This is a genomic window from Anoxybacillus flavithermus, assembly GCF_002742685.1.
GTDB lineage: Bacteria > Bacillota > Bacilli > Bacillales > Anoxybacillaceae > Anoxybacillus > Anoxybacillus flavithermus_E.
Map to the genome: position 1 here is coordinate 44,007 of NZ_PEDM01000018.1, position 11,624 is coordinate 55,630.

Below are 11,624 nucleotides of genomic sequence, written 5' to 3' on the forward strand. Positions count from 1 at the left end.
AGGTAAGTTCACATGAAGGTTAGACCATCTGTAAAACCGATTTGCGAAAAATGTAAAGTCATTCGCAGACGCGGAAAAGTTATGGTTATTTGTGAAAATCCAAAGCATAAGCAAAAACAAGGATAAAACTTGAGGAGGTGTACAAATCATGGCACGTATTGCAGGTGTAGATATTCCTCGTGACAAACGTGTAGTCATTTCATTAACATACATTTACGGAATCGGTAAAGCAACTGCACAAAAAATCTTAGCAGAAGCTGGTGTATCTGAAGACACTCGTGTTCGCGATTTAACAGAAGAAGAATTAGGAAAAATTCGCGAAATCGTAGATCGCTTAAAAGTAGAAGGAGATCTTCGTCGTGAAGTATCTTTAAACATTAAACGTTTAATGGAGATCGGTTGCTACCGTGGTCTTCGTCATCGTCGCGGATTGCCAGTTCGTGGCCAAAATACGAAAAACAATGCACGTACACGTAAAGGTCCACGTCGTACAGTAGCGAATAAGAAAAAATAATTAAGTAAAGGAGGTTCATGAACGAATGGCACGTAAAACGAATACGCGTAAACGTCGTGTAAAAAAGAATATTGAATCTGGTATTGCTCATATCCGTTCGACTTTTAACAACACAATCGTCACAATTACAGACGTTCATGGAAATGCAATTTCTTGGTCAAGTGCAGGTGCATTAGGCTTCAAAGGTTCTCGTAAGTCTACTCCGTTTGCTGCACAAATGGCTGCAGAAGCTGCTGCAAAAGCATCAATGGAGCATGGCATGAAAACTGTTGAAGTAAACGTAAAAGGTCCGGGTGCTGGTCGTGAAGCAGCGATTCGTGCACTTCAAGCGGCTGGATTAGAAATTACAGCAATTAAAGATGTTACACCGGTTCCACATAACGGATGCCGTCCGCCAAAACGTCGTCGTGTTTAATTTCCCTGTATAGAATTTGCGTATGTGTCAATAATGGGATATAGTCATTCTTACAGGGAAATGAAAAACAGTTGTTGTGCACATTCGGGAACTTATTCATGGGGGAATTTCGATTGAGCTGTCATCGGTTTAATCGGGGTTTCGACGTTTTGAAGGAGGGTTAAAGGAATGTTGGAAATCGAAAAGCCGAAAATCGAAACGGTTGAAATCAGCGAGGATGCCAAATATGGCAAATTCGTCGTTGAACCACTTGAGCGTGGATATGGTACAACTTTGGGTAACTCCTTACGTCGTATCCTGTTATCCTCACTCCCTGGTGCCGCTGTAACATCTGTTCAAATAGATGGTGTATTGCACGAGTTTTCAACAATTGATGGCGTCGTGGAAGATGTAACAACAATCATTTTAAACATTAAGAAGCTAGCGCTAAAAATTTATTCGGACGAAGAAAAGACGCTTGAGATTGATGTACAGGGTGAAGGAGTCGTTACAGCTGCCGATATTACTCACGATAGCGACGTAGAAATTCTCAATCCAGACCTTCATATTGCGACATTAGCAAAAGATGGTCGTTTACGGGTGAGAATGACAGCAAAACGCGGACGTGGGTATACGCCAGCTGACGCTAACAAGCGCGAGGATCAACCGATAGGTGTTATCCCGATCGATTCCATTTATACGCCGGTATCGCGCGTATCGTACCAAGTCGAAAATACGCGCGTCGGTCAAATGACAAATTACGACAAGTTAACGATCGACGTGTGGACAGATGGTAGCATCGGCCCGAAAGAAGCAATCTCACTAGGGGCAAAAATTTTAACAGAGCACTTAAACATTTTTGTGAACTTAACAGATGAAGCGCAACACGCGGAAATCATGATCGAAAAAGAAGAAGATCAAAAAGAAAAAGTGCTCGAGATGACAATTGAAGAGCTTGATCTTTCTGTTCGTTCGTACAACTGCTTGAAGCGTGCTGGCATTAATACAGTGCAAGAACTTGCGCAAAAAACAGAAGAAGATATGATGAAAGTGCGCAACTTAGGCCGCAAGTCGCTTGAAGAAGTAAAGGCGAAGTTAGAAGAGCTAGGATTAAGCTTACGTAAAGATGACTAGTTAAGCGTTTGGTTAACTAGGCATTTTCATGTTAAAAGTGAAATAAAGGAGGGACATCACATGTCTTACAGAAAATTAGGACGCACAAGCTCTCAACGTAAAGCATTGCTTCGTGATTTAGTGACAGACTTAATCATTAATGAGCGAATTGAAACAACAGAAGCTCGTGCAAAAGAGTTGCGTTCTGTTGTAGAAAAAATGATTACATTAGGAAAGCGTGGCGATTTGCATGCACGTCGTCAAGCTGCTGCATTCGTACGCAAAGAAGTCGCAAACACGGAAACAGGTCAAGATGCGATTCAAAAATTGTTTAGCGACATCGCACCTCGTTACCAAGACCGTCAAGGTGGTTATACGCGCATTATGAAACTTGGACCACGCCGCGGTGACGGTGCTCCAATGGTCATTATTGAACTAGTTTAATACGTTTTTACAAGGGCGAGACAGTTTTTGAACTGGATCTATGCCCTTTTTTTGTTTTCTTTTTTGTAGTAGAGTAGAGAGTAAGAAAATTCAGAAGAGATGAGGAGAGAGACGTGGAAGTTGTAGTACGTGTAGAAAATGTAAGTTTTCAATATGTAAACGAACAAACATATGCTTTACAAAACGTATCGTTTCAAGTATACAAAGGCGAATGGGTAACGATTGTTGGGCATAACGGGTCAGGAAAATCGACGCTTGCGAAGTTGTTAATTGGGTTATTGCCACCGACAAGCGGAACAATTCACGCATGTGGGATTTCATTAAATGAAAAAACGGTTTGGGATGTTCGGAAGCGATTAGGCATTGTTTTTCAAAATCCAGATAACCAGTTTGTTGGAACGACTGTTCAAGATGATGTTGCCTTTGGTCTTGAAAATCGTGGCGTACCAAAAAATGAAATGGAAAAGCGCATAAAAGATGCGTTACAAAAAGTAGGTATGGAAAATTTCGCTAATGACGAACCGCACCGTCTGTCAGGTGGGCAAAAACAGCGTGTTGCCATTGCAAGCGCCATTGCTCTTCAGCCGCATATCATCATTTTAGACGAAGCAACATCTATGCTTGATCCGAGTGGAAAAAGAGAAGTACTTCAAGTGATACAATCGCTTCGTCACGAACATGATATGACTGTTATTTCAATTACTCATGATTTAAATGAAGTGGCAAAAGCTGACCGAGTAATTGTCATGAATAAAGGAAGGATCGCATTAGAAGGAACACCTGAACATATTTTTGCGCACGGAGCGAAGTTGGAAGAAATGGGGTTAGACTTACCATTCTCGCTCCAACTAAGTCAACGGTTGAAGGAAAATGACATTCCGATTACAACCGATCACTTGACAATGGAGGGGTTGGTGAGTGAATTATGGACATTGTATTCCGCGATGTCGAACATCGCTACCAAATAAATACCCCTTTCGAAAAGCGAGCGCTGTACGACATTCATATGGATATTCGTAACGGTTCATACGTAGCTGTTGTAGGGCATACAGGATCGGGAAAGTCTACCCTTTTGCAACATTTAAATGGTTTACTTCAACCGACAAAAGGGACGGTTCATCTTGGCAAATATACAATTACAGCAGGAAAAAAAGAAAAACATTTAAAGTCTTTAAGAAAAAAAGTAGGGATTGTTTTTCAATTTCCTGAACATCAACTATTTGAGGAAACAGTAGAAAAAGATATTTGTTTTGGACCGATGAATTTTGGCATGTCAGAACAAGAAGCAAAAGCTCGTGTTGGTGAGTGGTTAGCGCTTGTTGGATTGCCGGAAGAAGTGCGACATAAATCTCCATTTGCTTTAAGCGGTGGGCAAATGCGTCGTGTGGCTATTGCAGGTGTGTTAGCAATGAACCCAGAAGTGCTCGTGTTAGATGAACCTACTGCTGGATTAGATCCTCGTGGGCGAAAAGAAATGATGGATATGTTTGCGCAGCTTCAACGCCGAAAAGGAATGACGATTGTGCTTGTTACACATAGCATGGAGGAGGCAGCACGTTATGCGGATGACATCATCGTGATGCATCAAGGAACGATTGTGCGAAGAGGAGCACCAGAACATATTTTTCGTCATGTTGATGATTTGATAGGCCTCGGGCTAGATGTCCCTGAAACCGTTTTGTTTCAGCGGGCAATCGAACAAAAATTTGGAGTGCAATTTCATGCCCCTTGTTTGACGATAGAAGACGTCATCAAAAACTTACAAACGTTATTTACTAGGGTGAAGCGCATATGATGAACAATATGATTATCGGAAAATATGTTCCTGGAGATTCTCTTATTCATCGTCTTGATCCACGTACAAAACTGCTGCTCATGTTTATATATGTATTCATTGTTTTTCTTGCTAATAATGAATGGACATACGGGGTGTTGACTTTTTTTACGTGTGCGTTATTGTTTTTATCGCGCATAAAGCTTTCGTTCATAATTAAAGGATTAAAGCCCGTTTTATGGGTCATTGTGTTTACGTTTCTTCTTCATGTATTGTTTACAAAAGAGGGGAATATTGTTTTTCAATGGCTTGGGATCGAAGTGTACGATAAAGCGATTCAACAAGGGGCATTTATTTCTTTGCGCTTTTTGCTCCTTATCGTTGTTACAACGCTATTGACGTTAACAACGACGCCCATTGAAGTAACAGATGGTATGGAATCATTGCTTTCGCCGTTAAAAAAGTGGAATATACCTGTTCATGAACTAGCGTTAATGATGTCGATTTCCCTCCGTTTTATTCCAACATTAATGGAAGAAACTGAGAAAATTATGAAAGCTCAAATGGCTCGCGGTGTCGATTTTGCAAGCGGACCGCTATCAGAACGAATGAAGGCGATGACGGCGTTGCTTGTTCCGCTATTCATTAGCGCCTTTAAACGAGCAGAAGAGCTAGCGGTTGCTATGGAAGTGCGGGGATACCGTGGCGGGAACGGTCGAACAAAATGGCGCGAGTTGACGTGGAGGGGCATAGATACCGCTTTTATGATTTTGCTTGGCTTTCTAGCGATTGTATTATGGCTACTTCGTTCATAAAAAGGAGCGGAAATGGTGAGAAGAATCAAATGCACTATTGCATATGATGGCACATATTTTGCAGGTTATCAAATTCAGCAACAAAAGCGGACCGTACAAGGAGAGCTTGAGCGTGCGCTTTCGATCATCCATAAAGGACAATTTGTTCGCGTATATGCTTCAGGCAGAACGGATGCAACCGTTCATGCACACGGACAGGTGATTCATTTTGACACACCGCTGTCCATTCCAGATGAGAAATGGCCGAAAGCGCTAAATGCGCTCCTTCCCGATGATGTCATTGTTAAGGAGGCAAGTGAAGTAGCGCCTTCTTTCCATGCGCGATTTAGTGTGAAAAAGAAAGAATATCGTTACCGTGTCTGGACGGGAGAGAAAAACGTGTTTTTGCGTCATCATGTATATCACTATCCGTATCAACTTCATGTAACGAACATGAAAGAAGCGCTTCATTATTTCATCGGCACGCATGATTTCACAAGCTTTTGTTCCGCAAAAACGGAAATAGAAGATAAAGTTCGTACCATTTATGAAGCGGAATTGATTGAAGAAGGGGAAGAACTCATTTTCCGTCTTGTTGGTAACGGTTTTTTGTACAATATGGTTCGCATTATCGTTGGAACGGTGTTAGAAGTCGGACGCGGGGAACGGCGAGCTGAAGAGATAAAAACAATTTTAGAACAAAAAAATCGCAATGCTGCCGGAAAGACCGCACCGGGTCATGGTCTTTATTTGTGGAGCGTTTCGTATGACAACTAATCCAGGTGTAACATTTTCTTGACATTGGGTAATGAAAGAGATATTATATCATATGGTATGTATTTTAAACCCACGATTAGCCCCGGAAATTAATCGTGTTGAAATAAATATCGCTTGTTTATTTTTTATTTTAGGAGGGAAAACAAATGCGTACGTATATGGCGAAGCCAAATGAAGTAGAACGTAAATGGTACGTTGTTGATGCAGAAGGCAAAACGTTAGGACGTCTTGCTAGCGAAGTTGCTGCAATTTTGCGCGGTAAACATAAACCAACTTACACACCGCATGTTGATACAGGTGATCATGTGATCATTATCAACGCAGAGAAAATTGAATTAACAGGTAAAAAATTAACAAACAAATTATACTATCGTCATAGCTTACATCCAGGTGGATTAAAAGTAAGAACAGCTCTTGAAATGCGCACAAATTACCCAGAGCAAATGCTTGAAAGAGCAATTCGCGGCATGCTTCCAAAAGGTAGCCTTGGTCGTCAAATGTTCAAAAAATTACATGTCTATCGTGGAAGTGAACATCCACATCAAGCACAAAAACCAGAAGTTTATGAACTTCGCGGATAATTGATTAAAGGAGGGCATTATTTTGGCACAGGTACAATACTACGGCACAGGCCGTCGCAAAAGTTCAGTTGCGCGCGTGCGTCTCGTTCCAGGTGAAGGACGCATTATCGTAAATGGTCGTGACATTCGTGACTACGTTCCATATGAATCGTTAGTGGAAGTTGTAAAACAGCCACTTGTTTTAACAGAAACGTTCGGTAGCTACGATGTATTAGTAAACGTAAGCGGTGGTGGATTTACAGGTCAAGCAGGTGCGATCCGTCACGGTATCGCTCGTGCATTGTTACAAGTTGACCCTGAATACCGTCAAACATTAAAACGTGCAGGTTTATTAACGCGCGACTCTCGTGTGAAAGAGCGTAAGAAATACGGCCTTAAAGGCGCTCGTCGTGCACCACAATTCTCAAAACGTTAATCTCAACAAATCTCGGCAATTATTTGCCGAGATTTTTTTTTGTATCTCTCTCCTTCTTATGTGGACAATATGTGTGAGGAGGGATAAAAAGTTGGGAATACTTACGTCGTTTACGGTAAAAAAGGTAGAAAAGCAACTGATTGATGAACGAAATGCATTGCGCGATCTTTCTTATCGTGAACTGTGGGAACGTACGCGCACGTATTGGAAGCGATACATTGTTATTTCTGAATGTATTGAAACAATATGTATTGATGTGGCGATTGAAGCATATTTGATCGGAGTACATTATAGTCGTTTTATATATTATGGTGAATCAACGGAAACAGTGAAAAGACGTTGTGCTGATGAATATACGCAACTTATTTATGAATTGTATGAGCATATGAAGCAATACGGAGATGACTTGTACGATGTATGCGCTCGTTACATCGATGGATGGTGGAAAGAAGGAATCGAAAAAGGGCTGCGTCGTCTCCGTCTTCGTTTGAAGTAACCGTTCTAAATTCTCCTCTTGTCCCATATAACATAAATAGTGGGGAGGAGAAGGGATGAAAATACGTATTATTATTTTTTTCATTGTTTTTGTCCTTTTTTTACAGTTTTATGTCCTTCATGATCGCTCTTGGAAAGCATGGAGCTTACCGTTATCAGGAAAAATTATTGTTCTTGATCCGGGGCATGGAGGACCTGATGGGGGAGCGGTCGGAGGAGATGTTTTGGAGAAGGAAGTCGCGCTAGATGTGGCGTTAAAATTACGCGATTATTTACAACAACAAGGTGCACTCGTTCAAATGACGAGAGAAGGAGACCATGATTTAGCAAGCGAACAAACAAGGGGATATAGCCGAAGAAAAATAGAAGATTTACAACGTCGAGTCCAATTTGTGAATGAGTCAGAGGCACATTTTTTTATTAGCATTCATTTAAATGCCATCCCTTCGCCGAAATGGAGAGGCGCACAAGTTTTTTACTATCCTTCATTAGAGGAAAATGCAAGGCTAGCTAAGTTTATTCAACAAGAGCTACGCATCAATTTGGAAAATACACATCGATTGGCGAAGCCCATTCAAACCGTATATTTATTAAAAATGGCTAAAAAACCAGGAGCTTTAGTTGAAATCGGCTTTTTGTCAAATGAAGAAGAACGGAAATTACTAGCATCTTCAACGTATCAAGAACAGCTTGCCGCTTCGATTTACAAAGGTATTTTACGTTACGTGTCAAACGAACGCGATCCTTCTGAATGAGAAGGATTATTTTTTTTATACAGAAAATTATGTTATATTGAAAGTGTGAAACCGAATACATAAGGATTGGTGAGGCGCGATGTTGACAGAAAAACAAGTTGTGGAGCTACTCGAAACGATTTACGACCCTTTTTTGAAAAAAACGTTTAAAGAAACAGGAGCGATTCAAGAAGTCAAGATAAATGAGGAGAAAGGGTTAGTGAGCGTAAAAATCGCTTTAGCTAAAACAGGAACGGCAGAACAACTTCAAGTGCAACAGACGGTTGTACAACGTTTAAAAGATGCAGGAGCATCGTCTGTTGGGCTTCGTTTTGCTCAATTGCCATTAGAAGAGGGAAGTAAAACAAATGAGCCGATTTACTTAGCGATTGCAAGTGGAAAAGGTGGAGTAGGAAAGTCGACTGTATCAGTTAATTTAGCCGTTTCGCTTGCTCGACTTAGCAAAAAAGTTGGGTTAATTGACGCTGATATTTATGGATTTAGTGTGCCAGACATGATGGGCATTACAGAACGTCCAGTTGTTCGTGGAGAGAAAATTATTCCTGTTGAACGATTCGGTGTGAAAGTGATTTCGATGGGATTTTTTGTAGAAGATAACTCGCCGGTTATTTGGCGTGGACCGATGCTTGGTAAAATGTTAAAAAACTTTTTTGACGAAGTGGAATGGGGAGAATTAGACTACTTATTATTAGATTTACCACCAGGTACAGGAGATGTAGCGTTAGACGTGCATACGATGCTCCCGACATCGAAAGAAATCATTGTCACAACCCCTCATCCAACGGCTGCTTTTGTTGCCGCGAGAGCAGGGGCGATGGCGGTTCGAACGAATCACGAGGTTGTTGGTGTCATCGAAAACATGTCATATTTTGAAAGTAAAACAACGGGTGAAAGAGAATATATTTTTGGAAAAGGCGGTGGTCAAAAATTAGCTGAAGAATTACAAACGGACTTACTTGGTCAGTTACCGCTCGGACAACCTGACTGGAACGATGATGATTTTGCCCCTTCTGTATATGGCGAAGATCATCCAATTGGAAAAGTGTATATGGATATTGCTAAAAAAATTATCGCAAAGCTACGATGACGTTGCATTTTTCTTTCATGAGGATATATACAAAGGGTGTCTTGAGAATGGAGGGACACCCTTATGCTGTTTGATCCTCGCTTGATTCCTCTTGATCGGATTTTTTCTTACCGCCTTGCATTTCTTCTGCTGCTTTGATGAGAATGTCTTCAATTTTTGCTTTAAATAGCGGGCTACTAAATGTCTCTGTAATGACTTTTTGCAAATGGGCGCGGAAATCTTTATTTTTCATCTCTGTTTGTATTAATTTTTTCATTTCTGGGTTTTGCATAATGTCTACAATCATTGCTTGATATTCAGGGTCTTTCATTAGCGCTTTTAATAATTTTTCATGTTCTTCTTTCATGCTTTTCGCGAAATTTTGAGCGAACTTTGGGTCTTCAAACGCTTTTTTCCAAAACGCTTTTCCTTTGTCTGATGTTAACGTTTCTTCAATCGTTTTTTTTACAACTTCTTGATCCATGACGAGTTGCTGTTTTACTTTCTCATCGCTCATCACTTCTTGAATGGCTTTTTTTCCTTCATCTGTCTTTAAAATATCAACGACCATTTTTTTCGTTTGATCGTAATCAGGTTGTGCAGGAGTTTTTTCTTGTTGAGCGCACCCTGCTAGCGCTAATACACAACTAAATGCGAGGAGCAAAAATGTTCGATTCATCATTAAGGGCCCCTTTCAACAAGTTTCCTTACTGTTAATATTCAATATTCTTTGCAAAAATATTCGCTAGCATTTTTCTTATTTCGTTGATAGAATTTTGAAAGGGATATTGAGAAGTGGAGGGTACATTAGTGAATAGTCGAAAGTGGGTTCAATTGTTTTTTTCAACATTGTTTGTCGGTGGAATAAGTACAGGGATTGTTGGATTTGCTGTAAAATGGAATGAATACGCACATCTTTTTACATCGTTTGAGATAAAAGAAATTTTATCTGTTCTCGTTTGGCTCATTGGTGTTGGTTTCATTTTTAGTGTCATTAGTCAAATGGGCTTTTTTGCATATTTAACGATTCATCGTTTTGGTCTCGGAGTTTTTCGCTCTGTCAGTTTATGGAATGCAGTACAAATCGTTCTCATTGCTTTTGTTTTATTTGATCTCGTTTATTTTCGTTATCAACTGTTTGCTAAAGAAGGAGAATCCATTGTTAGTTACGTTCTTGTTGCTTTATTTATTTTTCTGTTTGGACTCATTGTTGCATACGTAAAAATGCGTGAAACAAACAAAGAGGCGTTTGTTCCTGCCCTGTTTTTTATGGTTGTTGTTACGGTGATTGAGTGGTTTCCGGTATTGAGAATTAACGAAGAAAACTGGTTGTACTTAATGTTGTTTCCCCTATTGATTTGTAATGCGTATCAATTGCTTACATTGCATAGACTTTTACGAAAATAAAATGAGGCTTGCTGCCTCATTTTATTTCTTTACTTTTTATATGGGCATTGTTCACAAGATCGGATATCGGTACGCTTTTATACTGTTCTTTTTTCATCCATGTGATAATTTGTTCTAGTGCTTGAGCGGTTTGTTTCGCTGAGTCTGATGCATGAAGTAACACAATATCTCCCCCTTTTGCATTTTGTGTCACATTTTCAACAATGGCATTTACGCCAGGATTAAGCCAGTCCTTTGAATCAACACTCCAATGAACAACAGTATGACCAAAAGAATGAACGACTTTTAAGACATTTTTATTAAAATTTCCTGTCGGTACACGAAGAAAAGGGGTATGTTTAATACCTAATGTATCAAATACTTTTTTGGCGTGTGCTAAGTCACGAACAATTTTCCCTCTCTCTAGTTCAGTATAGTTTTTGTATTCATAACCCATACTTCCGATCTCGTGCCCATCGTCTACGATTTTTTTTACGATGCGTGGATGGCGTTCAGCCCAAGAAGCAGATAGAAAAAATGTAGCTTTCACCCCATGTTTTTTTAACACGTTTAAAATAGGTATAGCATTTGTTTCTCCCCAACTAATATCAAATGTCAAAGCAAGTTCATTTTTTTTGTTTTCGACTTTGTAAATGGCTTTCGGTCCAGGATCCGTGGAAAATACAGATTTACTTGCAAGCTGTTGAATGTATAAAATCGAAGCTGTGACAAAGGCAATTGATATAACAAGAAGCCATGTTTTTATTGTTTTTCCGTTGATTATATAAAAAAATTTCAATGTTTGTCCCCCTTTGTCTTTTTTATGACCATCTTATGCAGGAAATAGAACGATATGATTAATGAATAAACGAGAACATTTTTTTAAAAAATATTGTTGACAAAAAAATAAAGCGTATGTTAAATTAATAAACGTCGTCAGCAATTAAAAAACACGGTTGACGATAAATGAAAGAAGTGTTAAAATACTAAAGCCGTCATTTGACGGAGATGTTCCTTGAAAACTGAACGAAGCGAAAAGCGTAAAGAAGCTAAGGATAACTTTTCTATGGAGAGTTTGATCCTGGCTCAGGACGAACGCTGGCGGCGTGCCTAATA

At 39.8% G+C, this 11,624-nt stretch carries 17 protein-coding genes; 15 read left to right on the top strand and 2 right to left on the bottom strand.

Annotated features, from left to right (window positions below):
• Positions 1-12: 12 nt before the first annotated feature.
• The 14 genes from rpmJ to salA all read left to right on the top strand — a co-directional run bounded on the left by rpmJ (position 13) and on the right by salA (position 9,143).
• Positions 13-126, top strand: coding sequence for a 50S ribosomal protein L36 (gene rpmJ, locus CS060_RS09010; RefSeq protein WP_000868344.1), 114 nt, complete (start codon positions 13-15; stop codon positions 124-126).
• A gap of 22 nt (positions 127-148) precedes the next feature.
• Positions 149-514 (top strand): 30S ribosomal protein S13, encoded by a 366-nt coding sequence (rpsM, locus tag CS060_RS09015; RefSeq protein ID WP_003397691.1) that lies wholly within the window; start codon positions 149-151, stop codon positions 512-514.
• A 25-nt stretch (positions 515-539) separates the two neighbouring features.
• The gene (gene rpsK, locus CS060_RS09020; protein WP_003397692.1) at positions 540-929 is read left to right on the top strand and encodes a 30S ribosomal protein S11; all 390 of its coding nucleotides are present in this window, start codon (positions 540-542) and stop codon (positions 927-929) included.
• 168 nt (positions 930-1,097) lie between these two features.
• Positions 1,098-2,042 carry a DNA-directed RNA polymerase subunit alpha gene (locus CS060_RS09025; RefSeq protein ID WP_099668889.1) on the top strand — a complete coding sequence of 315 codons (945 nt, stop codon included), beginning with the start codon at positions 1,098-1,100 and terminating at the stop codon, positions 2,040-2,042.
• A 60-nt stretch (positions 2,043-2,102) separates the two neighbouring features.
• The gene (rplQ, locus tag CS060_RS09030; RefSeq protein ID WP_003397694.1) at positions 2,103-2,465 is read left to right on the top strand and encodes a 50S ribosomal protein L17; all 363 of its coding nucleotides are present in this window, start codon (positions 2,103-2,105) and stop codon (positions 2,463-2,465) included.
• 113 nt (positions 2,466-2,578) lie between these two features.
• Positions 2,579-3,433, top strand: a complete 855-nt coding sequence (locus CS060_RS09035) for an energy-coupling factor ABC transporter ATP-binding protein (protein WP_035049787.1) — start codon at positions 2,579-2,581, stop codon at positions 3,431-3,433.
• Positions 3,391-4,260: an energy-coupling factor ABC transporter ATP-binding protein gene (locus CS060_RS09040; RefSeq protein WP_099668890.1), complete on the top strand. Its 870-nt coding sequence runs from the start codon at positions 3,391-3,393 to the stop codon at positions 4,258-4,260. The genes CS060_RS09035 and CS060_RS09040 overlap by 43 nt, the downstream gene beginning before the upstream one ends.
• Complete coding sequence (locus CS060_RS09045) at positions 4,257-5,054, top strand: energy-coupling factor transporter transmembrane component T family protein (RefSeq protein ID WP_035049784.1); 798 nt, start codon at positions 4,257-4,259, stop codon at positions 5,052-5,054. Before CS060_RS09040 ends, CS060_RS09045 begins: the two co-directional genes overlap by 4 nt.
• Positions 5,055-5,066: 12 nt before the next feature.
• Entirely contained in the window at positions 5,067-5,810 is a 744-nt protein-coding gene (truA, locus tag CS060_RS09050) for a tRNA pseudouridine(38-40) synthase TruA (protein WP_306559373.1), read from the top strand.
• A gap of 146 nt (positions 5,811-5,956) precedes the next feature.
• A complete protein-coding gene (gene rplM / locus CS060_RS09055) occupies positions 5,957-6,391 on the top strand; it encodes a 50S ribosomal protein L13 (protein WP_009361506.1) in 435 nt (144 codons plus the stop codon).
• A gap of 22 nt (positions 6,392-6,413) precedes the next feature.
• Positions 6,414-6,806, top strand: a complete 393-nt coding sequence (gene rpsI, locus CS060_RS09060; RefSeq protein WP_003397701.1) for a 30S ribosomal protein S9 — start codon at positions 6,414-6,416, stop codon at positions 6,804-6,806.
• Between the two features lie 91 nt (positions 6,807-6,897).
• Positions 6,898-7,302 (top strand): DUF2521 family protein, encoded by a 405-nt coding sequence (locus tag CS060_RS09065; protein ID WP_035049782.1) that lies wholly within the window; start codon positions 6,898-6,900, stop codon positions 7,300-7,302.
• 55 nt (positions 7,303-7,357) lie between these two features.
• The gene (gene cwlD / locus CS060_RS09070; RefSeq protein WP_035049780.1) at positions 7,358-8,056 is read left to right on the top strand and encodes an N-acetylmuramoyl-L-alanine amidase CwlD; all 699 of its coding nucleotides are present in this window, start codon (positions 7,358-7,360) and stop codon (positions 8,054-8,056) included.
• Positions 8,057-8,135: 79 nt separating this feature from the next.
• Positions 8,136-9,143: an iron-sulfur carrier protein/transcriptional regulator SalA gene (gene salA / locus CS060_RS09075; protein WP_099668891.1), complete on the top strand. Its 1,008-nt coding sequence runs from the start codon at positions 8,136-8,138 to the stop codon at positions 9,141-9,143.
• A gap of 61 nt (positions 9,144-9,204) precedes the next feature.
• On the opposite strand, the gene gerD is transcribed toward salA, so the two are convergent.
• Entirely contained in the window at positions 9,205-9,804 is a 600-nt protein-coding gene (gene gerD, locus CS060_RS09080; RefSeq protein ID WP_099668892.1) for a spore germination lipoprotein GerD, read from the bottom strand.
• Between the two features lie 128 nt (positions 9,805-9,932).
• Between gerD and CS060_RS09085 the strand changes: the two genes are divergently transcribed.
• Positions 9,933-10,529: a KinB-signaling pathway activation protein gene (locus CS060_RS09085; RefSeq protein ID WP_035049778.1), complete on the top strand. Its 597-nt coding sequence runs from the start codon at positions 9,933-9,935 to the stop codon at positions 10,527-10,529.
• 16 nt (positions 10,530-10,545) lie between these two features.
• On the opposite strand, the gene pdaB is transcribed toward CS060_RS09085, so the two are convergent.
• The gene (gene pdaB / locus CS060_RS09090) at positions 10,546-11,307 is read right to left on the bottom strand and encodes a polysaccharide deacetylase family sporulation protein PdaB (RefSeq protein ID WP_099668893.1); all 762 of its coding nucleotides are present in this window, start codon (positions 11,305-11,307) and stop codon (positions 10,546-10,548) included.
• Positions 11,308-11,624 lie beyond the last annotated feature (317 nt).

Bases quoted from the DNA above. Each gene is read 5' to 3' on its own strand.
- rpmJ (WP_000868344.1), top strand. From the start codon at position 13: ATGAAGGTTAGACCATCTGTAAAACCGATTTGCGAAAAATGTAAAGTC.
- rpsM (WP_003397691.1), top strand. From the start codon at position 149: ATGGCACGTATTGCAGGTGTAGATATTCCTCGTGACAAACGTGTAGTC.
- rpsK (WP_003397692.1), top strand. From the start codon at position 540: ATGGCACGTAAAACGAATACGCGTAAACGTCGTGTAAAAAAGAATATT.
- CS060_RS09025 (WP_099668889.1), top strand. From the start codon at position 1,098: ATGTTGGAAATCGAAAAGCCGAAAATCGAAACGGTTGAAATCAGCGAG.
- rplQ (WP_003397694.1), top strand. From the start codon at position 2,103: ATGTCTTACAGAAAATTAGGACGCACAAGCTCTCAACGTAAAGCATTG.
- CS060_RS09040 (WP_099668890.1), top strand. From the start codon at position 3,391: ATGGACATTGTATTCCGCGATGTCGAACATCGCTACCAAATAAATACC.
- CS060_RS09045 (WP_035049784.1), top strand. From the start codon at position 4,257: ATGATGAACAATATGATTATCGGAAAATATGTTCCTGGAGATTCTCTT.
- truA (WP_306559373.1), top strand. From the start codon at position 5,067: ATGGTGAGAAGAATCAAATGCACTATTGCATATGATGGCACATATTTT.
- rplM (WP_009361506.1), top strand. From the start codon at position 5,957: ATGCGTACGTATATGGCGAAGCCAAATGAAGTAGAACGTAAATGGTAC.
- cwlD (WP_035049780.1), top strand. From the start codon at position 7,358: ATGAAAATACGTATTATTATTTTTTTCATTGTTTTTGTCCTTTTTTTA.
- salA (WP_099668891.1), top strand. From the start codon at position 8,136: ATGTTGACAGAAAAACAAGTTGTGGAGCTACTCGAAACGATTTACGAC.
- gerD (WP_099668892.1), bottom strand. From the start codon at position 9,804: ATGATGAATCGAACATTTTTGCTCCTCGCATTTAGTTGTGTATTAGCG.